General features: G+C 61.3%; 19 protein-coding genes. 9 read left to right on the top strand and 10 right to left on the bottom strand.

Going from position 1 to position 21,628, the window contains the following annotated elements:
* Positions 1-4: 4 nt before the first annotated feature.
* Genes MHJ63_RS01920 through MHJ63_RS01910 form a run of 3 tightly spaced genes read right to left on the bottom strand, consistent with a single transcriptional unit; the run spans position 5 to position 1,800 of the window.
* Positions 5-1,024, bottom strand: a complete 1,020-nt coding sequence (locus tag MHJ63_RS01920; RefSeq protein WP_239446008.1) for an NUDIX hydrolase — start codon at positions 1,022-1,024, stop codon at positions 5-7.
* Between the two features lie 17 nt (positions 1,025-1,041).
* Positions 1,042-1,536, bottom strand: coding sequence for a RidA family protein (locus MHJ63_RS01915; protein ID WP_052048736.1), 495 nt, complete (start codon positions 1,534-1,536; stop codon positions 1,042-1,044).
* A 54-nt stretch (positions 1,537-1,590) separates the two neighbouring features.
* Complete coding sequence (locus MHJ63_RS01910) at positions 1,591-1,800, bottom strand: DUF4177 domain-containing protein (RefSeq protein ID WP_035757824.1); 210 nt, start codon at positions 1,798-1,800, stop codon at positions 1,591-1,593.
* A 153-nt stretch (positions 1,801-1,953) separates the two neighbouring features.
* On the opposite strand from MHJ63_RS01910, the gene MHJ63_RS01905 reads away from it, so the two are divergent.
* Complete coding sequence (locus tag MHJ63_RS01905) at positions 1,954-4,359, top strand: transglycosylase domain-containing protein (RefSeq protein ID WP_239446007.1); 2,406 nt, start codon at positions 1,954-1,956, stop codon at positions 4,357-4,359.
* A gap of 4 nt (positions 4,360-4,363) precedes the next feature.
* On the top strand, positions 4,364-5,383 hold the full coding sequence (locus MHJ63_RS01900) for a metallophosphoesterase (RefSeq protein ID WP_141739830.1): 1,020 nt from the start codon (positions 4,364-4,366) through the stop codon (positions 5,381-5,383).
* A gap of 9 nt (positions 5,384-5,392) precedes the next feature.
* On the opposite strand, the gene MHJ63_RS01895 is transcribed toward MHJ63_RS01900, so the two are convergent.
* Complete coding sequence (locus tag MHJ63_RS01895; RefSeq protein ID WP_070491977.1) at positions 5,393-6,340, bottom strand: phosphoribosylaminoimidazolesuccinocarboxamide synthase; 948 nt, start codon at positions 6,338-6,340, stop codon at positions 5,393-5,395.
* The gene (gene purD, locus MHJ63_RS01890; protein WP_070491974.1) at positions 6,337-7,656 is read right to left on the bottom strand and encodes a phosphoribosylamine--glycine ligase; all 1,320 of its coding nucleotides are present in this window, start codon (positions 7,654-7,656) and stop codon (positions 6,337-6,339) included. Before purD ends, MHJ63_RS01895 begins: the two co-directional genes overlap by 4 nt.
* Before the next feature lie 131 nt (positions 7,657-7,787).
* Between purD and MHJ63_RS01885 the strand changes: the two genes are divergently transcribed.
* From MHJ63_RS01885 to purM, 5 genes are all read left to right on the top strand, one after another.
* Positions 7,788-8,855 carry an asparaginase gene (locus tag MHJ63_RS01885; protein ID WP_239446006.1) on the top strand — a complete coding sequence of 356 codons (1,068 nt, stop codon included), beginning with the start codon at positions 7,788-7,790 and terminating at the stop codon, positions 8,853-8,855.
* Positions 8,856-8,984: 129 nt separating this feature from the next.
* Positions 8,985-9,365 carry a sterol carrier family protein gene (locus MHJ63_RS01880; RefSeq protein ID WP_239446005.1) on the top strand — a complete coding sequence of 127 codons (381 nt, stop codon included), beginning with the start codon at positions 8,985-8,987 and terminating at the stop codon, positions 9,363-9,365.
* Between the two features lie 75 nt (positions 9,366-9,440).
* Positions 9,441-9,842 (top strand): DUF2207 domain-containing protein, encoded by a 402-nt coding sequence (locus MHJ63_RS01875; RefSeq protein ID WP_239446004.1) that lies wholly within the window; start codon positions 9,441-9,443, stop codon positions 9,840-9,842.
* 5 nt (positions 9,843-9,847) lie between these two features.
* On the top strand, positions 9,848-11,389 hold the full coding sequence (gene purF / locus MHJ63_RS01870) for an amidophosphoribosyltransferase (RefSeq protein WP_239446003.1): 1,542 nt from the start codon (positions 9,848-9,850) through the stop codon (positions 11,387-11,389).
* Positions 11,390-11,439: 50 nt separating this feature from the next.
* Complete coding sequence (gene purM, locus MHJ63_RS01865) at positions 11,440-12,582, top strand: phosphoribosylformylglycinamidine cyclo-ligase (protein WP_070507250.1); 1,143 nt, start codon at positions 11,440-11,442, stop codon at positions 12,580-12,582.
* Position 12,583: 1 nt separating this feature from the next.
* Here purM and MHJ63_RS01860 read toward each other — a convergent pair whose 3' ends face one another.
* The 3 genes from MHJ63_RS01860 to clpB form a co-directional block, all read right to left on the bottom strand.
* The gene (locus MHJ63_RS01860) at positions 12,584-13,597 is read right to left on the bottom strand and encodes a Sir2 family NAD-dependent protein deacetylase (RefSeq protein ID WP_239446002.1); all 1,014 of its coding nucleotides are present in this window, start codon (positions 13,595-13,597) and stop codon (positions 12,584-12,586) included.
* Positions 13,598-13,709: 112 nt separating this feature from the next.
* Positions 13,710-13,940 (bottom strand): DUF3073 domain-containing protein, encoded by a 231-nt coding sequence (locus MHJ63_RS01855; protein ID WP_070507251.1) that lies wholly within the window; start codon positions 13,938-13,940, stop codon positions 13,710-13,712.
* 176 nt (positions 13,941-14,116) lie between these two features.
* Positions 14,117-16,705, bottom strand: a complete 2,589-nt coding sequence (clpB, locus tag MHJ63_RS01850) for an ATP-dependent chaperone ClpB (RefSeq protein WP_239446001.1) — start codon at positions 16,703-16,705, stop codon at positions 14,117-14,119.
* A gap of 211 nt (positions 16,706-16,916) precedes the next feature.
* Between clpB and trmB the strand changes: the two genes are divergently transcribed.
* Positions 16,917-17,765, top strand: coding sequence for a tRNA (guanosine(46)-N7)-methyltransferase TrmB (gene trmB, locus MHJ63_RS01845; protein WP_035757793.1), 849 nt, complete (start codon positions 16,917-16,919; stop codon positions 17,763-17,765).
* An 89-nt stretch (positions 17,766-17,854) separates the two neighbouring features.
* Entirely contained in the window at positions 17,855-19,924 is a 2,070-nt protein-coding gene (locus tag MHJ63_RS01840) for a BCCT family transporter (protein WP_239446000.1), read from the top strand.
* Between the two features lie 98 nt (positions 19,925-20,022).
* Here MHJ63_RS01840 and MHJ63_RS01835 read toward each other — a convergent pair whose 3' ends face one another.
* Positions 20,023-20,520: a heat shock protein transcriptional repressor HspR gene (locus MHJ63_RS01835; RefSeq protein WP_070507257.1), complete on the bottom strand. Its 498-nt coding sequence runs from the start codon at positions 20,518-20,520 to the stop codon at positions 20,023-20,025.
* Between the two features lie 114 nt (positions 20,521-20,634).
* The gene (locus MHJ63_RS01830; RefSeq protein WP_035757791.1) at positions 20,635-21,606 is read right to left on the bottom strand and encodes a DnaJ C-terminal domain-containing protein; all 972 of its coding nucleotides are present in this window, start codon (positions 21,604-21,606) and stop codon (positions 20,635-20,637) included.
* Positions 21,607-21,628: the final 22 nt, after the last annotated feature.

Below are 21,628 nucleotides of genomic sequence, written 5' to 3'. Positions count from 1 at the left end.
AGTCCTAGGTGTCCCGGCGCTGTTCAGGCGGATGGTCTGTCACGAGTTTTAGTCCCCACTCGAATCCGCCAACCATCCGGTGAATCAGCTCCATACGCCCGTGCGACCATGCACGCGGTTGTGACATGAACGCCACCAGACCGCGCGCATGGTTCACTTCTTCCATGACGGCCTGGATTGGCGGGGCTACAGCCTCAGACCAAGGTGCCGCGTTCTTCGTAGCCGAGTTCATCGCAGCCGAGTTCATCGCAGCCGAGTTCTTCGCAACCATGCTCACCGTTGCTGGGCGGCTAGGGTCCGCATTGCCAGGCCATGCCGCGCCAGGCTCGATGCTGGGTGCGGGGCCGTCCGGTTCTGCGATCTGCTTGGCGGCCTCATCGCGGTCTACCGAGACCCACGCACCCCAGCCGTCGCCGCCTGGGGGTAGGGAGACTTCCTGACCTACCGGCAAAGCGATAGCGAATACGGTGCTCTCGACCCTGCGCAGAGCATAATCGGCGCTTTCCCACCGGCACACGAATCTCAACAGATCAGTGCGCAATCCCCATCCGCGATGCTCGATCCATTGAGAGAAACGCGTGCTGTCGGCCTGGATCTCAGACCGTGCCGTGGTCCATTCAGCGCTACCGAGCGAATCCACGATGTCCACATCCGAGACCCCTGCAAGCAGGATCCCTGTCTCCAGGAACAACCCCCGTACCGCGGCCATCACCGAGCGGCGCGCACCTGCAACGTCATCGGTACCGATCCTGGCAGCCCATTCGCGTGCGGAAGGCCCAAACCATCGCACGTTGTCGTCATCGACCGGCTCGACCAGCGCCGATGGCGGCGCGATCGACCCCAACGGCGAGTCCGGTTGCCGCTGCGTAAGCCATGTGACCAGGCCGTGGGATTGCTGATCCAAAACCATGACCTGGCTCGCGTGCCGTACCCTCACCGGATGCGGATGCTCAAGCTCAAACCAGTTCCGGGCCGCGGCCCTCTCCCACCGTGGAACCGGATACACCCGGCGGTTCAGCGCCAAGGGGCGGTACAGACGCTTCAATCGAATGCGACGGTGACTTCGACTTCAACGGGAGAATCCAGCGGCAGAACCGGAACGCCAACCGCTGAGCGCGCGTGAGTGCCCGCTTCCCCGAAGATCTCACCCAACAGTTCGGAAGCGCCATTGACTACACCCGGTTGCCCCGTAAAATCAGGAGTTGAAGCCACGAACCCGGTGACCTTGACAACGCGAGTCACACGGTCCAAGGAGCCCAGTTCCGAACGGATCGCAGCCAACGCGTTGATCGCCGCGGTACGAGCCAAGCCATACGCCTGCTCCGCGCTGACCTCGCCACCGACCTTGCCGGTTGCCGGCAACTGGCCGTCCACCATCGGCAACTGGCCTGAGGTCTGGACCGTACCGTTGAACGTCACCGCAGGAACATAAGCCGCCAACGGCTTCACAACCTCCGGCAACTCAATCCCTAACTCGCTCAGCCTCTGCTCGAAAGAGCCCTGCTTCCCGCTGCCTTCTTGACCTGCAGATGCCATCACAATCCCCCACTCAACTCAGCTATATAGCTACGTGTTTTAAGTCCCGAGCGCTTACTCAGCTTCGAGTGGACGCTTAAAGTAGCCCACCAAGTTCACTGCCGGTGCGGAAACAATCTCAGCGCCGGTCGCCGGAGCCGCAGAACCAGCGGCAGGCATCGAAACAACCTGCACCAGTTCCCAGCCCTGCTTGCCGAAGTTATCCAAAATAGCTTTAGTGTTATGCACCATCAAAGGTGCCGTGAAGTACTCCCACTTAGTCATGCCTCTAAGCCTAACCCGCTCAACTACTTGTACGTGAGCGCTTCCGTACGCATGCAAGCTACATCCACAGACTCGTGTGAATACATCCACAGTCTGACCCGCTTCTAAGGTCCCTCCGGTACGCTAGAGCCTATGTCCCAAGGTAAGTCCCTCATGAGCACGTCTACCTCAACCGTGCGTAGACTCATCGGATTCTTGCTCGCAAGCGTCCTCGCTGGCGCGCTCACGGCAGGCACCCTGGTGCCTCTCGTGGTATTCACTGGCACAGCGACCAACATGGCTTCTGACGCTTACGCATCGATCCCGTCGTTCCCTAAGACGACGTCGGTGCCTGAGTCCTCGGTTGTTTATGACCGCAACGGCAAGGTCGTGGCGAAGTTCTTCGCGCAAGACCGCAAGCCAGTCAAGCTCAAAAATATTTCGCCTTGGATGCAGAAAGCGATCGTCTCCGTTGAAGACGAGCGTTTCTACGAACACGGTGGTGCGGACCCGCGCGGTATTTTGCGTGCAGCTGTAGCTAACTTGGCGGGCGCCGGCGGCCAGCAGGGTGCGTCCACACTGACCCAGCAGTACGTCAACAACCGCAATATCCTCAACCAGATCGCTGACGGCGTTCCAGCTTCCGAGCTGACTATCTCCGGCAACAAGTCCGTTGCCGATAAGGCTCGGGAAATCAAGTGGGCCAACGAGATCGAGCAGACGATGAGCAAGGACGAGATCCTCGAGGGCTACCTCAACCTCGTCTTGTTCTCCGGAACCACCTACGGTGTCGAAGCCGCCGCGCAGCGTTTCTTCTCGATCCCTGCGAAGAAGCTCAGCATTGAGCAGTCCGCGATGCTCGCTGGCATGGTTCAGCGCCCGGGCTACTTCAACCCGCTCACTAACCCTGAAGCGACCAAGCAGCGCCGCGATGCCGTGTTGAGCCGTATGTTGCACAACGAGGCGATCACGAAGGAACAGTACGACAAGGCTGTCAAGAAGGACTTGGGACTGAAACCTTCTGACACCAAGTCAGGCTGCACGGCCGCGAAAGAAGCCCCATACTTCTGCACGTACGTGTACTGGGAAATCTTGAAGAACCCGGAGTTCGGTAAGACCCAGCAGGACCGCGAATACCTGCTCCTCAACGGTGGTCTTCAGATCCACACAACCTTGGACATGAAGCTGCAGAAGGCAGCGAATAAGCAAGTCCGCGAGGCAGTTCCAGAAGGCGATAAGGGCGGCTTGGGCTCCGCAATCGTCTCGCGTGACAACAAGACCGGCGACATCCTCGCGATGGCTCAGAACACGCGTTTCGGAACCAGCGAGAAGAACCCTGCCGCCTACACCGAATACAACTTCACCACGGACCGCTCCCACGGCGGCTCCGGTGGCTTCCAGGGTGGTTCTACCGCTAAGCCGTGGACTGCGATGGCCTGGATCGAAGCCGGTAAGAGCGTGAAATCCACCGTCAACGCGTCCCGCCGTGACTACAGTGGCACGTCGTGGGATGCCTCATGCCTGGCGGGCAAGCGATACAAGATCTTCGAAGAGTGGGACGTCGGCAACGCGATCGCGAACCAGTACAAGAACATGCCGATGAATAAGGGCCTCTACTGGTCCATCAACTCCGCGACCGTCGCTGAGGCCTACCAGTTGGACTTGTGCGACATCACCTCCGTCGCTGAGCGTATGGGCTTGCTCGAGGGCCAGGTCACAACGCAGGGCGAACCTGCTGACGCTAAATCACTGGCGTCCTCCGGCCCTTCGTTGGTTCTTGGCGCTCAGCCCGTGACACCTCTGGCCCAAGCACGCGGTTTCGGTGCCTTCGCTAACAAGGGCATGATCTGCAACAACCGTGTCTTCACCAAGATCAAGGGTGCTGACGGAACCAAGTACAAGGTTCCTGAGCCTGAGTGCAAGCGCGTCTTCGAAGAAAACGACGTCTCCACTCTCAATAGCATCCTCACTAAGATCGCCCGCGAACGCGTGGTCATGGGCCGGTTCAGCGCCCCTACCGGCGGTAAGACCGGTACTAACGACAACGCGACCTCAACCTGGTTTGCCGGCTACACCGAAGGCATGACGACTGTTGCCTGGATTGGCCGTAAGGACGGCACAACCCAGCTTGGTCTGAACAACGGCATCAAGCTGCGCGGTATCCCTGTTCGCAAGGGTGACTCGATGACACACGCTGGCCCGATGTGGGCTAAGTACATGGCTCAGGTGTACCAGAACTACGATCACGGTCGGATCCCGAACGAGGTCAAGCAACCGCACGCCTCTTCCTCCGATGACTCTGATGAAGAGGTAGACAGCATGCCGGCTCCATCCTCCCCGAGGCCGTCCCTAGGCTCGGCGCAGGGCGAGACGGCTTCGGTTGAGTCCTCCTCATCTTCAGACTCGACGCAGTCCTCGACGACGGCATCGTCGTCCGGCTCCTCTTCCCCTGCTTCCTCGCGCAGTGAGTCACGTGGTGCCTCACGCAGTGAGAGCTCGAACCCTCCTCGTAGGAACGAGCAACCGGCTAGGGAGAACAACAACGGCAACAGGGGTAATTCTGGCCAGGAGGACGACTGATCCTGTGCCACGACTGAAACGTTGTGCCGTCTATGCCGGCGGCTCGGCAGTAGCTTTGAGCTCCGTCATCGCCGCGAAGGCCGCCTGGAATGCGCTGGATTTCCAACTCGAAGAGCACACCGTGCCCGTCCTGGAACCGGGTGCCCAGCCGATCCGTCTGCTACACATTTCGGATATCCACATGGCTCCCGGGCAGAGCGCGAAAGCTATGTGGTTGCGTTCCCTGGCTGACCTGGAACCGGACCTTGTGATCAACACGGGCGATAACCTCGCCCGCCACAACGGCGAGGGCCCGCTCATCGAAGCTCTCGCACCGCTGCTCGAGCGCCCCGGCGCGTTCGTTCCGGGTTCGCACTGCTATCACACCTCGCGGCTGAAGAACCCGCTCTCCTACCTCAACAAGAAGCGCCTAACGGGTGAAAAGATCCGTTATGCACGCAAGGACGAACTCGATTGGCGGCGGATGCATGCCGCATTCGAAGACACCGGCTGGGTCAACGCCGCGAATGCGAATGGTTGGATCAAACTCCCCGCAGCGAATACATCGGGTGTCGCGGGTTCTGAGCCGCGCTCTGGGTCAGGCTTTAGGAATGCTCAGGAGGCCGCGTCGGCTACGCGCTGGGTCGCGGTCTCCGGGGTTGATGACCCGCACATCGGGCTGGATCAGCCCACGGGCTGGCCGGAGCCAACTATGGAACAGACCATCGGGACGGTCGCGTTCCGTTTAGGGCTCACGCACGCCCCCTACCGGAGGGTTCTGAACCAGCTCACGACGGCGGGCGCTGACTTGATCTTGGCTGGCCACACCCACGGCGGTCAGCTTGCCCTACCGGGTTTCGGCGCCGTGGTTTCCAACGCTGATATTCCGGCGGGCCGCGCGGCTGGGCTGGGTGTGTGGATCGCAGGCCGCAAACGCACCTACTTGAATGTTTCCCAAGGTATTGGGGCGAGCCGCTTTGTCCCGTTCCGCACCGGTTTCAAACCGGCCGCCTCCCTCATCACCCTGGTTGCCCGCGAGGTTTGATCTCGCTGCTTACGCGTAGGGCTGTGACAGCGGGGTGAATTCGCGGCCGGTGAGGCGCTCGTACGCTTCGACATAGCGCCGGGAGGTCGCCTCGACGATCTCGTCTGGCAGCGCTGGTGGGGCGGTATCGCTGGCTTTGTCCCAACCGGAGGCTTCAGAAGTCAGCCAATCGCGCACGAACTGTTTATCGAAGGACGGTTGCGACTGACCCGGCTGATATTCCGCGGCGTCCCAGAAACGTGAAGAGTCTGGGGTGAGAACCTCGTCGCCCAAAACCGTGCGGCCTGTGACGGGGTCTTGACCGAATTCGACCTTGGTGTCGGCAAGGATGATGCCGCGTTCGCGCGCGATCTTCTCGGCCCGCGTATAAACATCCAGGGTTAGCTCGGCGAGCTCTTCGGCTGCTTCACGGCCAACTCGGGCAGCCATCTGCTCGAACGTGATGTTCTCATCGTGCTCCCCAACCTCAGCTTTAGCGCTCGGGGTGAAGATCGCTGGCTCCAGCTTGGAGCCGTCAACCAGGCCCTCGGGTAGCTCGATGCCGGTCACGGTCTGGGTCTGCTTGTATTCAGCGAGCCCCGAGCCGGTCAGGTAGCCGCGGGCGATGCACTCGATCGGGTACATATCCAGCCGCTGGCAGATCATGGCGCGATGCGCTACAGGCTCCGGCACGTCCGTGGAGAGTACGTGGTTGGCAACGCCTGTGAGTTGTTCGAACCACCATAGGGACAGCTGGGTCAGCACCTCACCTTTATGGGTGATGGGCGTGCTCAGCACGTGGTCGTATGCGCTGATGCGGTCGGAGGCGACCACCAGGACGCGGTCGGTGATGTCTGGATCTTCCGGGACGTAGAGGTCACGCACCTTACCTGAATAGGTGTGCTTCCACCCTTCCAGCTGGATCGGATTGGTCGTGTACCCGCGCGCTGCTTGATGGTTCGTGCCCGTCTCACTCACTGTGCGTCTCCTTCCGTGGATGCGCCTTGGCCTACGCCGACGCTCGTGACGGTGATCTCGCCGCGGGCGGCTTTCAGCGCGATGTCGCTGCGGTGTTGCGCGCCGTCGAAGCTGATCTTGCCTACGCCTTCGTAGGCAGTTTCGCGGGCTTCGTTGAGGTCTTCGCCGAGCCCTACGACGGCGAGGACGCGCCCGCCTGCGGTGATGAGCTCGCCATCGTTGTTGAGTGCGGTTCCGGCGTGGAGGACGGACACGGCATCGTCAGCTTCAGCGGCCTCAACGCCGGTAATGACATCCCCCTTGGAGGAGGACTCGGGGTAGCCGGCCGAGGCCAACACGACCGCCACCGCGGTGCGTTCATCCCATACGAGCGGCTCGATCGTATCGAGCGTGCCACGCGCCGCAGCGAGCAGGATGCGCCCCAACGGCGAGCGCAGCCGTTGTAGTACCGGTTGGGTTTCTGGGTCGCCGAAGCGGGCGTTGAATTCGATGACACGCAGCCCGCGGCTTGTTACGGCAAGCCCGCAGTAGAGGACTCCGACGAACGGGGTTCCGCGGTTCTTCATTGCCGCCAGCGTCGGTTGAGCGACGCGTTCCATGACCTGGGCGACGAAGTTCTCCGGTAGCCACGGCAGTGGCGTGTAGGCGCCCATCCCGCCGGTGTTGGGGCCTTCGTCGTTGTCGAAGATGCGTTTGAAGTCTTGTGCCGGTTCGAGTGGGACGGCGTTGGTGCCGTCGGAGAGCACGAACAGCGAGACCTCTGGGCCGTCGAGGAATTCTTCGATGACTACGCTTCCGCCGGCTTCAAAGCAGGCTTGGGCGTGGGCGAGCGCTTCGGCGCGGTCGGAGGTCACAACAACGCCCTTGCCTGCCGCGAGACCATCATCCTTGACGACGTAGGGGGCGCCGAAGGTATCGAGCGCATCGGCGGCTTCTTCAGCGTTGACAGCAACCCGCGCCATCGCGGTGGGGACCTCGGCCTCGGCCATGATTTCTTTGGCGAAGGCTTTGGAAGCCTCAAGTTGGGCCGCGGCCTTCGATGGGCCGAACACCGGGATGCCGGCGGCAACGAGCGCGTCGGCGGCACCTGCAGCGAGCGGGGCCTCGGGGCCAACGACCACCAGATCAACCGCGAGCTCACGCGCGAGCGCTACGCACGCATCGGGATCTGTGGTGCTCAGTTCGTGGACGGGCACATCCGCGGCGATTCCGGCGTTACCGGGGGCGGCATGCACCTCGGTAACGGAGTCATCACGCAAAAGCGCACGGACAAGGGCGTGTTCGCGGCCGCCTGGGCCAATTACCAAGACCTTCACAGTTATCCATCCTATAGATTCCGCGCCGCATATTCTCGGAGTAGCGCAGTGCATTACTGCAGTGCACTACCCCGGTTGCCCGGCGGCGCCGTGGCCCCGCCCTGCAGTAACTGGTGCACTACCCTGGCTGTATGACTTCAGATGCTTTCACTCCTTCGGATCCGCACTACAACCCGGACCGTTCGATCACTGCCGCTGACGCCGTTGAGTTGGCGCATGTGACCCGTAACGGTGCGGTGGAATCCAGGCACCTCGGTGTCCTTGCCGTGGTGGGTCCTGATGGCGAGCTTGTGGCTTCGCTCGGTAACCCTGAGGCTCTGATTTTCCCGCGTTCTACGCTCAAGCCGTTCCAGGCTTTCGCCTCCTTGCGTGCCGGCGCTGAGTTGGACGATGAGGAGCTCGCATTGGCGTGTGCGTCTCACCAGGGTGGGGTGCGGCACCAGGAGTTGACCAAGCGGATGTTGGCTGAAGCCGGGCTGGATGCGGGGGCTTTGAAGTGCCCGGATGCGATGCCTCGCGATAAGGATGCCCGCCGCGAGAGGATCAAGCAGGATGCCGGCCCGGATAAGCTCGCGTTCAATTGCTCGGGTAAGCACGCCGGGTTTTTGAAGGCAGCGGTCGCTAGTGGCGCGGACACGGGTTCGTATCTTGACCCGGAGCATCCTGTTCAGCAGGATGCGTTGCGGCTTCTGGAGGTTCTGGGTGGCGCCCCGTTGGGTGTGGTGGGCGTCGATGGGTGCGGCGCCCCGGCCCCGCAGCTCACGCTCACGGCTTTGGCTCGCGCGATTTCCCGCTTATCCTCAGGCACGTTGCCTTCGGATGAGGGTTTCACGGATGAGGATGCGGCGTTGTGGTCCCGGATTGCTCCGGCGATGCTCGCCCACCCGTGGGCTGTTCACGGCGAGGGTGAGGAGAACACTGTCACGATGCAGTGCACGGGCGTGGTCGCCAAGCTGGGTGCTGAGGCCGTGTTAGTTCTGGGCACCAAGGATGGTTATGGCCTTGCGTTGAAGATGCTCGATGGCAGTGACCGCGCGAACACCCGTGTTGGCTTGGATGCCTTGGTTGCGTTGGGGCTTGCTGATCCCGATGCGGTTGCGGCCGCGCTCGCTGAGTTGGATCGGCCTGTTTTGGGTGGCGGTGCCCCGGTGGGTGAGGTCCGTAGTTCTGCCGCGGTGGCCCAATTGCGCCGGGGCTGAGCGCCCGGTGACTGGCTTATGTCGTGAATGAGTGCGCTCGGTCACATGAAACGCCTATGCTGGGGTTAAGGTAACTCGGTCCTGGTGGCCGCATACGGCGGTTGCCAGGGGAGCCTTGGGGAGGTTCGTGTGGCACAGAAACGTAAGATCTCGGTTGAGCAGGGCGAAGCTGCTGTTGCTGCGTGGCGCAATGACCGTCAGAGCCTTGATAAGAAGACGGAAGCGATCGCTGTCCGTTATGTTTTGCAGCTTCTCACGGAGAAAGCTCCGGGCGGTTCGGTTGAGGTGCGCATTCCACCGCATGGGGCCGTCCAGTGCATCGAAGGTACCTCGCATAAGCGTGGGACCCCGCCGAATGTTGTTGAGATGACCCCGGATACGTGGCTTCAGTTGGCGACTGGTTCGCTCGAATGGGCCGATGCCGTTGACCGCGGGCTCGTGGATGCATCCGGTACCCGTAGCGACTTGAGTGAGTTCCTGCCTTTGTGCGAGGCCTCCCTCAGCAACTAGCGTTCCTGGCTGCGGCGTTGCGGTTACGTGCACTCCCAACGCCGCATGCACGCACAACTGGGTAGGCTTGTCTTTATGACTGAAAAGCCGATCGAGAACCCTGCATCTTCCGCGCGCCCAGCTGATACCCAAGGTGCCGGCCCAGCTGACGGCACAGCTGAGGCAGGCTCCGCTACTGAGGCTCGACAGCCGGTTGAGTTTGAGGTTCGTGTTGCACCTAAGCCTGGCGCGTTCATGCTCACCGGCGGTGTGCTCGGTGTGATTCTCGCGTTGATTTCGGCGTGGTTGCGTGGTGGGACCGAGGACCATTCGATGGGGGCTGTTTTCGGTTTCCTCGCTGTTTTGTTCGCGATCATCGGCGTGGGGGTCGGTGCGATCGTCTTCTTGATCTTCGACCGTGTGGGCCGTAAGCGCACTCAACACATCTACGCAGTCAAGGAAACCGACCAAGAAACCGGCAGTGGTGTGACAAAATAGGCCGCATGGCTCGTGGCAACGGAATGCTCAATCATGACCTCCTCCCTGATGAACGCCCCGCACAGGAAGAATGCGGTGTTTTCGGCGTGTGGGCGCCGGGTGAGGACGTAGCGAAACTCACCTATTACGGCCTCTACGCTTTGCAGCACCGCGGGCAAGAGTCCGCCGGTATCGCGGTTTCCAACGGCGAGCGCATCAATGTGTATAAAGACATCGGCTTGGTTTCGCATATTTTTGATGAGAACACTCTCAACGCGTTGTCGGGCCACATGGCGGTGGGTCACTGCCGGTATTCGACGACGGGCGCGAATAAGTGGGCTAACGCTCAGCCCACACTCGGGCCGACCCCGTTCGGTACGGTTGCCCTGGCTCACAACGGCAATATCACGAATACGCGTGAGCTCTCCCGCTTGATTGGTGAGCTGCATGGTGAGGAAACACGCGGCGAGGTCCGGGCGGGTAACACGACTGATACCGCGCTGATCACCTCGCTGTTGGATAACAACGCCCACGATTCCCTTGAGGCTACGATCGCTGAGCTTTTGCCTCGCTTGCGTGGCGCGTTCTCTCTTGTGTTCATGGATGAGCACACGCTGTATGCCGCGCGTGACCCGTGGGGTGTTCGCCCACTGGTTTTGGGGCGTCTTGAGCGCGGCTGGGTTGTCGCGAGCGAGCAGGCCGCGCTGGCCACGGTGGGTGCCAGCGTGATCCGGGAGATCGAGCCAGGCGAGATGGTTGCGATCGACGCCAACGGTGTTCGCACGACCCGTTTCGCTCAAGCCGACCGTGCCGGATGCATCTTCGAATACGTGTACCTCGCCCGCCCGGATGCGACCATCCAGGGGCGCAACGTGTATGAGTCCCGTGTTGAGATGGGCCGCGTCTTGGCGCGCGAGAACACCGCTGATGCCGACATCGTGATCCCGGTCCCGGATTCCGGAACCCCTGCCGCGATCGGTTACGCGGAAGCCTCCGGCATCCCGTTCGCACACGGTTTCGTGAAGAACGCGTATGTGGGACGGACCTTCATCCAGCCGACACAGACGCTGCGTCAGCTGGGTATCAAGCTCAAGCTCAACGCGATGGAGTCCGTGATCCGCGGCAAACGCGTAGTGGTTGTGGATGATTCGATCGTGCGCGGCAACACACAGCGCGCAGTGGTGCGTTCGCTACGTGAAGCCGGTGCGGCGGAGGTCCACGTGAAGATCTCTTCCCCGCCGGTCAAATGGCCGTGCTTCTACGGGATCGATTTCGCGACCCGCGCCGAGTTGATCGCCAACGGTGCCGATGAAAAACAGATCGCGCAATCGATCGGCGCTGACTCACTAGCCTATATTTCAGAAGAAGGCATGATCGCCGCGACTGAACAGCCACGAGAACAGTTGTGCACCGCGTGCTTCACCGGCGAGTACCCCATCGCGCTTCCTGACTATAAAGACCTCGGCCCGGAGGTCAGCGAACGTGACCCGGGCCGCCACCCGGAAATCGCAGAGAAACGTGCGCAGGCTCGCGCGCAGGCTCGCGCGCAGGCTCGCGCGCAAGCCTAAGCCCTAGCCCAGAGCCCTAGCCGCCCTTCAAACAAAGGAACTGAAACCCCATGAGCTCCCTTGATCAGCAACCCATTACCTATGCCGATGCTGGTGTGGACGTTGAGGCCGGCGACCGTGCGGTCGAGCTGATGAAGGCCTCCGTCAAAGCGACCCACTCCCCTGCCGTAGTGGGCGGTGTGGGTGGTTTCGCGGGCATGTATGACGCGTCTGCTCTGTTGAAGTACAAGCGTCCACTGTTGGCGTCCTCGACCGATGGTGTGGGCACCAAGGTCGCTATCGCTCAGGCGATGGATAAGCATGACACGATCGGTTTCGACCTGGTCGGGATGGTTGTTGATGACATCGTGGTGGTCGGCGCTGAGCCGCTGGTCATGACTGATTACATCGCGTGCGGCAAGGTGGTTCCTGAGCGGATCGCGGCGATCGTATCCGGTATCGCGGAAGGCTGCCGCCTGGCTGGCACCTCGCTCGTTGGCGGCGAGACCGCTGAACACCCTGGCCTGCTGGGCCCGGATGAGTACGATGTGGCAGGCGCCGCAACCGGTGTTGTTGAGGCTGATGCGATGCTCGGCCCGGAACGGGTCAAGGCTGGCGACCGCGTGATCGCGATGGCTTCCTCCGGTATCCACTCCAACGGCTATTCGCTGGTACGCCGCGTGATCCACGCCGCCGGGTGGGACCTGAACCGTGAGGTCACCGAGCTCGGCCGCACCTTGGGTGAGGAGCTACTCGAGCCGACCCGGGTCTATGCCGGGGACTGCCTCTCTCTCATGCGTGCCCTCAACACCGAACCAGAGTCCCCAGAGGCGCCGTTGCGCGGCTTCTCCCACGTGACCGGCGGCGGCCTGGCAGCGAACCTCGCCCGTGTTCTACCAGCCGGGCTCGCCGCGACTGTAGACCGCGGAACGTGGGAGCTTCCGCCGATCTTCTCGCTCATCAGCGAGCTCGGCAAGGTTCCACAAGATGACCTCGAACGCACCCTCAACGTCGGCGTCGGCATGGTCGCGATCGTCGCCCCCGACGCCGCGGCGGACGCGATCGCGCACCTCAACGCTCGCGGTGTGCAGGCGTGGGACATGGGTCAAGTCACCGAACTCACTGACGAGATCCGCGCGGATGAAGCCACCGTCCAGGGAGCTAAGGGCGTCGACGGCGGCGCAGTACGGCTCGTCGGCAACTACGCGGCCTGACTCACTCTTGTGAGCGCAACAGCCTAGCTTCGACCTCAAGCAAAGCCGGGGTGGCAAGCGTTCGCCACAGCACATCGACCTTGTCGTCGGCGCGGCCTGGGCCCGCGGTGATCGTCGCCGTGGGCTGGCCGCGCTTGATCGCATCAAGCACAAAACGGTATCCCGACATCACAGCCAGCGAGCTACCGACCACCAGCAACGCATCCGAGTCCGCTTTGAGCTCTTCAACCCGCTCGCGGCGCTCCTTCGGCACGTTCTCACCGAAATACACGACCGAAGGCTTCATCCTCTCCGCGCCGCACACAGCGCACGCAACCGTGGTGAAGCGAGCCACATCCGCATCGGACAACGTCACGTCACCGTCCGGGTTCACGTGCGCATCACGTACCGTGACCGTCTCCCGGTACCCAGGATTAGCCGCCTCCAAACGAACCTCATAGAGTTCGCGCGGCTCGGTGGCGCCACAATCGAGGCATTCGACCTCGCTCATATCGCCGTGCAAAGCGATCACATCCGCGGCACCGGCTTGTTCGTGCAAGCCATCCACGTTCTGCGTCACGATCCCGGAGAGCAGACCACGGCGCTGCCATTCGGCTAGAACACGATGGCCCAGGTTCGGGCGGGCCTGATTCATCAAACGATGCCCAATGAAAGCCCTCGCCCAGTACCGCTTCCGGGCCGCCGGGTCAGCACGGAACTCCTGGACCGTCATAGGGCGGGTGCGGCGCAACGAACCCTGCGGGCCACGGTAATCCGGGATACCTGAATCAGTAGAGACACCCGCACCCGTCAAAATCAGGACCTTGCCGCCGCGGACCATGCGCGTCACGGCCTCGCGGGCTTCAGCGTCCGGGGTCGGCTCGGCGCTATGCCCCACGGCACGCTCAAGGGAACGCAACGCAGCCTTATGCGCATCGGCAACGCGAGGATTATCCGTAAACGCCGTCTGCTCCTCGCTCCAGCGAGGCAACGGCGTCACACCCTGACGGCCAGCATGACCAGCGTTATCAGGCACTCAACCCTCCCTGCCTTTCAAACACGAAACGGGAACGCGAAAGGCCGCTGAACCCAACGGGTTCCAGCGGCCTCTCACACGACGTGTACCCACTCACGAGCGGGAGCAACGATCAATATCGGCGATCGTTCTCGTCTTCGTCATCATCATCAAAGGCGCCATAGCGGGCTGCAAGATCCGCGTATGGGTCATCCTCGTACTGCTCTTCAAGCTCGTCCCGAGAGTTCTGAGAACCCCCGATACCTAGCTCGCGCTCGAGAGCACTCAAATCGGTGCCCGGGGTGAAGTACTTCATCTCCCGGGCCTGACGTGTTGCCTTAGCCTTCTGACGGCCGCGCCCCATGGCGTGACCCCCTCTTCCGCTCTTCACCTGGGGAAGTCCCGATAACTGGAAATCCAGCACACGAGAGGCCCCAGTGGATGATCTACAAATGTTTCGTGAGACTGATTCTACACGTTCACCCCTATGCACTGCGAAGCGAGCCGCAGTGCATAGGGAGCGGGACGAAACAGTGCGGTTTAGCGTTCAGCCTCAACCGTGAGGCCATCGGCATCCTCAGCTGCACGATCCACGCGGACCGTCTCGCCATCGAGCACCTCACCGGCAAGGATCTTACGAGCCAACTGGTCGCCGATCTCCCGCTGAACCAAGCGGCGCAACGGGCGGGCACCATAAGCCGGGTCATAGCCCGTCAATGCAAGCCACTCACGAGCCGCAGGCGTGACATCGAGCGTCAAACGACGATCAGCCAACCGCTCATCCAACTGCCGCACCTGAAGATCAACAATCTTCGACAGATCCTCAAGCGAGAGCGGATCAAACATGATGACCTCATCAAGCCGGTTCAAGAACTCCGGCTTGAAGGAGGCCTCAACCACATCCATGACCGCCTTCTTCTGAGCCTCAGCCTCCATGGTCTGATCAACCAAGAACTGCGAACCCAGATTCGAGGTCATCACCAAGATCACGTTCCGGAAATCAACCGTGCGACCCTGGCCATCCGTGAGCCGGCCATCATCGAGGACCTGCAGCAAGATATCGAAAACCTCAGGGTGAGCCTTCTCAACCTCATCCAGCAAAACAACCGAATAAGGCCTACGGCGCACAGCCTCAGTCAGCTGGCCGCCCTCGTCATAGCCGACATAGCCAGGAGGAGCACCGACCAGGCGGGACACCGCATGCTTCTCGGAATACTCCGACATGTCGATGCGCACCATCGAACGCTCATCATCGAAGAGGAACTGAGCCAAAGACTTAGCAAGCTCAGTCTTACCCACACCCGTAGGCCCGAGGAACAAGAACGAACCCGTTGGACGGTTAGGGTCAGACAAGCCAGCACGGCTACGACGCACCGCATCAGAGACCACCGCGACAGCCTGCTTCTGGCCGATCAAACGCTTCCCAACGTTCTCTTCCATATGCAGCAGCTTCTGCGATTCACCCTCAAGCATGCGCCCGGCAGGAATACCGGTCCACGAAGAGATCACCTCAGCGACGTCATCGGCGGTAACCTCCTCAGAAACCATGCGGTCCTGACGGTCATGCTCAGCCTTCTCTTCGGCCTTGGCGAGCTTTGCCTCCAGTTGCGGGATCTCGCCGTAGAGAATCCGGGAGGCCTCCCCCAGATCCCCCTTACGTTGAGCCACGTCAGCCTGGCTGCGCAGATCATCGATCTGAGCGCGAATATCGCCCGCCTCGTTCAGGGAGGTCTTCTCCTCTTCCCATCGCAGAGTCAGCGCTTCGAGCTCTTCCTTCTGATCAGCCATCTCCTCACGCAGAGCAGCCAATCGTTCAACCGAGGCTGGGTCAGTCTCATCCTTGAGCGCCAGCTCCTCCATCGTCAAACGGTCAACCGAACGGCGCAGCACGTCGATCTCCTCCGGCGCGGAATCGATCTCCATACGCAGACGCGATGCCGCCTCATCCACAAGGTCGATCGCCTTATCAGGAAGGCGACGGCCCGTCAGATACCGGTCCGAAAGCGTTGCCGCGGCAACCAGCGCGGAGTCAGCGATCGCGACCTTATGGTGCGCCTCGTAGCGTTCCTTCAAGCCACGCAGGATCGCAATCGAATCATCAACCGACGGCTCACCCACGAAAACCTGCTGGAAGCGACGCTCCAGAGCAGCGTCCTTTTCGATGTTCTCGCGGTACTCATCCAGGGTCGTCGCACCGATCAAGCGCAACTCACCGCGGGCGAGCATCGGCTTGAGCATGTTGCCGGCGTCCATCGAGCCTTCGGAGGCACCAGCGCCGACCATCGTGTGAATCTCGTCGATGAACGTCACGATGCCGCCCTCAGCCTGCTTGATCTCCTCAAGCACAGCCTTGAGCCGCTCCTCGAACTCGCCACGGTACTTAGCGCCGGCGACCATCGCCCCAAGATCCAGGGAGATGAGCTTCTTGCCGCGCAAAGACTCCGGAACATCCCCGGCAACCATACGCAACGCAAGGCCTTCGACCACCGCGGTCTTACCCACGCCCGGTTCACCGATCAGAACCGGGTTGTTCTTGGTGCGGCGTGAAAGCACCTGAATCACGCGGCGGATCTCCTGGTCACGGCCAATCACCGGGTCAAGGTCACCCTTGCGGGCAACCTCCGTGAGGTCCGTACCGTACTTCTCAAGCGCCTGGAAGCTACCTTCCGGATCTTGGGAATCAACCTTCCGATCCCCGCGCACGCTCACCATCGCGGCCTTGAGCGCCTCAGTGGACGCGCCGTTATCACGCAACGCGACACCGGCCTCGCCAGCGTCCGCCGCCAAACCGAGCAACAGGTGCTCAGTCGAAACAAACTGATCCCCATTAGCCTGAGCCGCCTGCTGCGCCGCAGAAATAACCTGCAGCACCTGCCGCGAAGCCTGCGCCTGAGCAACCGAGGTGCCCGAGGCCTTCGGCAGCTTGCGGATCGCCGTCGATGCGGCAACCGAGACCGCATCAGGATCCGCCCCGGCCGACTTCAAAACGGCAACAGCCACCGAATCCCGCTGATCCATCAGCGCCTTCAAAAGGTGCACCGGCTCAAGATTCGGGTTACCGGCAGTCGCAGCGTTCATGCTCGCCGCAGAGACAGCCTCCTGGCTTTTAGTCGTCAAATTCGTGTCCATGCCCTACCCCTTTCCTACTCCTATAAGAGCCATTGAACTTAAAGTTGAGTCTACCTAACTCAACTTCTGTTGGGTAGAAATTATTCCCAGGGATGAACTCTTTTCTTGAATCTCTTGCTGTCCCCAAGCAACAACCGGCCAGCGGGCCATTGCAACTGGCGCCCCCACTTGGTTTCGCACCTAACAGCGGCCGCAGATTAGGGTTAAAGACATGAGCCCCAAACCTCAGCCCCGCCCGGGCCTTGCAGAAACCGACCCAACGTACTTCCGCGCCGAACCCGTCTCATTCGTCCGCCGCGGAGAACGCATGACGAACGCCCAACAACGGGTTTGGGACACACTGCGCGAAACCATCCTGATTGACGTACCTCGCCACCACGCGGCAACCTCGATCCACCCGGACGCGACCATCGACGTCCCATCCCACTTCCCGCACCCTGAGCGCCCCCTCATCGTGGAGATCGGAACCGGGCTCGGCGAAGCCATCGCGCACGCGGCACACAACAACCCCGAGACGAACTTCCTCGCCGTAGAGGTCTACACCCCCGGGCTAGCCAAACTCATGGAACGGATCGAAAAACTCGAACTCACCAACGTTCGCGCAATCCAAGCGAACGCACCCGAAGTCCTCGATGTAGCGCTCACCCCGGAATCCGTGGACGAACTCTGGATCTTCTTCTCCGACCCGTGGCATAAAACCAAACACCACAAACGCCGCCTCATCACCGATGCTTTCGCCGAACGCGCCGCCCGCGTCCTCAAGCCAGGCGGAACCTGGCGGTTAGCGACCGACTGGTCCAACTACGCCGAACAAATGCGCGAGGTCATCGACAACAGCCCGCAGTTTGAAAACCTGCACGCCGGCGAGCGCAGCGGCGAAGAATCCCCGCTGACCGCGATCCGCCGCATCGATGCGGAAAAACACGAGGCAGATCCGGAGTTCACTGACACTCGCGGCGGGTGGGCTCCGCGTTTCGAAGGACGCACACTGACGAGCTTCGAAGCTAAAGCCCACAAGGTCGGACGCAAGATTTTCGACCTCGCCGCGCGCAAGATTTGATGACATTAACCACACATAGCGTCAGAATCGGGTAGCCTGTGAGGTTGCACATACGCAACCTAACTGAGGAACCGTTTTACGGATTTGGCATGAGTAATAAACCCAGCCCCGAAAATAACCAGCGTCCGAGTGAGGAAGCTTCCCCAGCGGACACTACCCAAACGGCCACCAAGAAAGCCCCGCAGAAACGAGGAAACCCCCTCACCCGCGGACGCTCCTCACACGTAGGCCTCTACCCTCACAACATCCACCCGGGGCTGGTTCCCGGAATCGGCGTTGACGAACAGCGTCACGTCTTCAAACTCGACAAGCTCGTCTTCGGCATCACCGCGGCCCTCATTGTCGCGTTCGTCGCGTGGGGCGTCATCAACCCGGCATCCGTTGGCGAGGTCTCCTCGGTAGCGTTCGCGTGGACCATGAAGAACATGGGCTGGCTGCTCAACATCACCGTCATGGTTTCGATCGGTGCGATGCTGTTCATCGCGTTCTCCCGCTACGGCCGCATTCGCCTCGGTAAAGACGGCGAAAAACCAGAGTTCAGCCGCTTCGCATGGGTCGCCATGATGTTCGGTGCCGGAATTGGCGTTGGTATCTTCTTCTTCGGTCCATCCGAGCCGCTCTACTACTTTGTGTCCCCGCCGCCGCAAACCGGTGTTGAAGCAGAAACCCCGGGCGCGATCCACATGGCCGTAGCCCAGTCCTCCTATCACTGGGGGCTCTCCGCGTGGGCGATGTACGCGCTCGTCGGCGGCGCTATGGCCTACTCGAGCTACCGCCGCGGCCGCGTAACCCTCATCTCGAGCGTGTTCCGTTCCCTGTTCGGCAAGCAGACTGACGGCTTCGCAGGACGCCTCGTGGACATGTTCGCGATCATCGCGACCCTCTTCGGTACCGCCGCTTCCCTCGGTCTTGCCGCGATCCAGCTCGGCAAGGGCGTGGAGATCGTCTCCGGTGCTGGGCCCATCGCCAACAACGGGCTGATCATCATCCTCGCGATCCTGACCGCCGCGTTCATCATCTCCGCGGTCTCCGGTGTCTCCCGAGGCATCCGCTACCTCTCCACGACCAACATCGTGCTGACACTCAGCCTCGTTTTGTTCGTGTTCTTCGCAGGACCAACCCTGTTCCTGCTGAACCTGTTGCCATCCGGTGTCACCGAATACGCCAACGAGTTCCTCGCTATGATGGGCAAGTCGCTGTCCTGGGGCGCTGACGTGGTTGAGTTCCAGGCCGCATGGACCGCGTTCTACTTCGCATGGTGGGTCGCCTGGACCCCATTCGTTGGTGCGTTCATCGCCCGCATCTCCCGCGGCCGCACCCTGCGTGAATTCTCGCTCGTGGTGATCGCTGTTCCTACCGCGATTCTGATCTTCGCGTTCACGATCTTCGGTGGTGCCGCGATGTGGATGAAGCGCGCTGGCGTGGAAGGCATCAGCGCAGACGACTCGCCGCAGACGATTCTGTTCCACCTCTTCGACAAGTTACCGCTTGCTAACGTCACCCCGTTCCTCATCATGATCGCGCTCGCGATCTTCTTCGTGACCTCCGCGGATTCGGCATCCGTGATCATGGGTACGTTCTCCTCCCGCGGTAACCCGGCCCCAAGCAAGCTCATCGTGATCTTCTGGGGCCTGGCGATGATGGGCATCGCAACCGTGATGCTGCTCTCCGGCGGTGAGTCCTCGCTGACAGGCCTACAGAACCTCACGATCCTGATTGCGATCCCGTTCTGCATCATCCTGCTACTCATGATTGTCGCGTTCATCATGGACTTGCGAACCGACCCAGCCTCGATCCGCAGCGACTATGAGTCCACGATGCTCTCCAACGCTGTGGTTCGCGGTATCGAGAAATACGGTGATGACTTCGAGCTGACAGTGCGCCACTCCGGCGACGGGCGCGGCGCAGGTGCGGACTTCGACTCCACCTCGGAGAAGGTCACTGAGTGGTATCAGCGCCACGACGAGACCGGCGCGGAAGTCGGCTACGACTACGAAACCGATACGTGGGACGACGGCTACGAGCCAGAAAACCCGGGCCCTATCACCGAGCCGAAGGTCGGCGAGCCAGGCGCTGGCGACAAAAAGCCTGCCGCCGATGCTGGCAAGAACGCTGACGGCGACGCTGAAGCCGGCAAGGACTCGGCGCTGAAGGAATAGGAGCCTTTAGCAAGTGCGATTAAACGGTCGTGGGCCGGAGAACATTTCTCCGGCCCGCGACCGTTTCTGTGTGCTGAAGCGACTAGTCCTCAGTTGATCTAATCCTCGGGTGGCATAAGCTGGAATTGTGCCCACGCCTGCATCGTGCGTTGTTGCAGACGGTCGGTGTCGCGCCCCGTCCGGGTGATCGCGACCTCGCCTGACGCGCCGGCCGCGAAAATCCGCTGCGCCGCGATCGCGACACCTTCGGCACGGCCACGCCACCGCTCAACATCCTGCTCCAACTCAGCCACACGTTCCATGAGCGTTTCTACACGCTTCTCCAAGCCGATCATCCGGCGGATCCCCTCAAGTGAGACCCCCTCGGAAGACAGTTCCTGCACTCGACGCAAACGGTCGATGTCCCGCTGCGAATAGCGGCGATGCTTTCCCGCCTGACGCTTAGGCACAACCAGACCTAAGCGGTCGTATTGCCTCAAGGTCTGCGGGTGCATCTGGGCGAGCTCAGCGGCAACGGAAATCACGAAAACGGGCGCGTCCCACTCGCCGTCCCGCCCGGAACCAGGCTCGAATCGTTTACTTGCTGACGCGTTCATCCACGCCTCCTTCCGTTACCTCGAAACATTCACCACAGCGCTGTGTTCAGACCTACGCCGTGTTCAGAGCTGTGCCGTATCCACAGCTTCGCAGTGTCTACAGTTTTGCAGTGTCTACAGTTTTGCTTGGGAAGCAATGCTAGCCCGCGGGTCCTCGCCGGCTGTAGCCTGCGCATAGTCCTCGATTGCTTTCTTCGCTTCCTCCGAGAGGTCCTTAGGGACCACTACGTTGAGCACAACGTACATGTCGCCTGTGCGTTTAGACGTCTTCACGCCGCGGCCGCGCAAACGCATCCGCTTGCCCGATGGGCTACCGGCTGGAACCTTCATCCGTACGTTCTCGCCGGAGATGGTTGGAACCGAGATCGTTGCACCTAAAGCGGCCTCGTTGAAGCTCACAGGGATCTCAACCGTGATGTCGTTGCCCTCACGCTTGAAGAACGGGTGTTCATTCACGCGCACCGTGACCATCAGGTCGCCGTTGCCGGCCGGGCCTGGTTCGCCTTTGCCTTTCGCGCGGATCGTCTGACCATCACGCACCCCGGCAGGTACGCGGATCTCGATCACTTCACCATCGCGGGTACGCAAACCGATCGTGGTGCCCTCAATGGATCCCTTGAAAGAAATCGTGGTCTCAGCCTTACGGTCGGCACCACGCTGCGGACGTTGCTGGAAGCCACCAAAGCCTCCGCCGCCGCCTCCGAACATGCCGCCCAGCAGATCCTCAAACCCGCCTGCGCCGCCACCGCCAGAGGAGTAACGGACTCGCTGCCCGCCACCGCCACCGAACACGTCCCCGAAGATGTCCTCGAATCCGCCGCCGGAACCACCGGCGCTAAAGCGAGCACCCGAGCCCATAGCGCGGATCGCATCGTACTCTTTACGCTGCTGCTCATCACTAAGCACCGCATAGGCTTCCGAGATGTCCTTGAACTTCTTCTCAGCCTCAGGGTTGTCCTTATTCGTATCCGGGTGATACTTGCGGGCCAACTTCCGGTAGGCCTTCTTAATATCGGCCTCACTGGCGTCCTTGGAGACGCCCAGCGCCGCGTAAAAGTCTTTTTCGACCCAGTCTTGACTGGCCATCGTGACGCCTCCTAGCCTCACT

The sequence above is a fragment of the Pseudoglutamicibacter albus genome (genome assembly GCF_022346425.1).
Classification (GTDB): Bacteria; Actinomycetota; Actinomycetes; order Actinomycetales; family Micrococcaceae; genus Pseudoglutamicibacter; species Pseudoglutamicibacter albus.
The sequence above is the reverse complement of the archived record's forward strand: the minus strand, read 5'-3'. Positions and strand labels throughout refer to the sequence as shown.

What these genes read in the sequence shown, in the direction of transcription:
- MHJ63_RS01915 (WP_052048736.1), bottom strand. Translation starts at nt 1,536, where the DNA reads ATGGCATCTGCAGGTCAAGAAGGCAGCGGGAAGCAGGGCTCTTTCGAG.
- MHJ63_RS01910 (WP_035757824.1), bottom strand. Translation starts at nt 1,800, where the DNA reads ATGACTAAGTGGGAGTACTTCACGGCACCTTTGATGGTGCATAACACT.
- MHJ63_RS01905 (WP_239446007.1), top strand. Translation starts at nt 1,954, where the DNA reads ATGAGCACGTCTACCTCAACCGTGCGTAGACTCATCGGATTCTTGCTC.
- MHJ63_RS01885 (WP_239446006.1), top strand. Translation starts at nt 7,788, where the DNA reads ATGACTTCAGATGCTTTCACTCCTTCGGATCCGCACTACAACCCGGAC.
- MHJ63_RS01875 (WP_239446004.1), top strand. Translation starts at nt 9,441, where the DNA reads ATGACTGAAAAGCCGATCGAGAACCCTGCATCTTCCGCGCGCCCAGCT.
- purF (WP_239446003.1), top strand. Translation starts at nt 9,848, where the DNA reads ATGGCTCGTGGCAACGGAATGCTCAATCATGACCTCCTCCCTGATGAA.
- purM (WP_070507250.1), top strand. Translation starts at nt 11,440, where the DNA reads ATGAGCTCCCTTGATCAGCAACCCATTACCTATGCCGATGCTGGTGTG.
- MHJ63_RS01855 (WP_070507251.1), bottom strand. Translation starts at nt 13,940, where the DNA reads ATGGGGCGCGGCCGTCAGAAGGCTAAGGCAACACGTCAGGCCCGGGAG.
- clpB (WP_239446001.1), bottom strand. Translation starts at nt 16,705, where the DNA reads ATGGACACGAATTTGACGACTAAAAGCCAGGAGGCTGTCTCTGCGGCG.
- trmB (WP_035757793.1), top strand. Translation starts at nt 16,917, where the DNA reads ATGAGCCCCAAACCTCAGCCCCGCCCGGGCCTTGCAGAAACCGACCCA.
- MHJ63_RS01840 (WP_239446000.1), top strand. Translation starts at nt 17,855, where the DNA reads ATGAGTAATAAACCCAGCCCCGAAAATAACCAGCGTCCGAGTGAGGAA.
- MHJ63_RS01835 (WP_070507257.1), bottom strand. Translation starts at nt 20,520, where the DNA reads ATGAACGCGTCAGCAAGTAAACGATTCGAGCCTGGTTCCGGGCGGGAC.
- MHJ63_RS01830 (WP_035757791.1), bottom strand. Translation starts at nt 21,606, where the DNA reads ATGGCCAGTCAAGACTGGGTCGAAAAAGACTTTTACGCGGCGCTGGGC.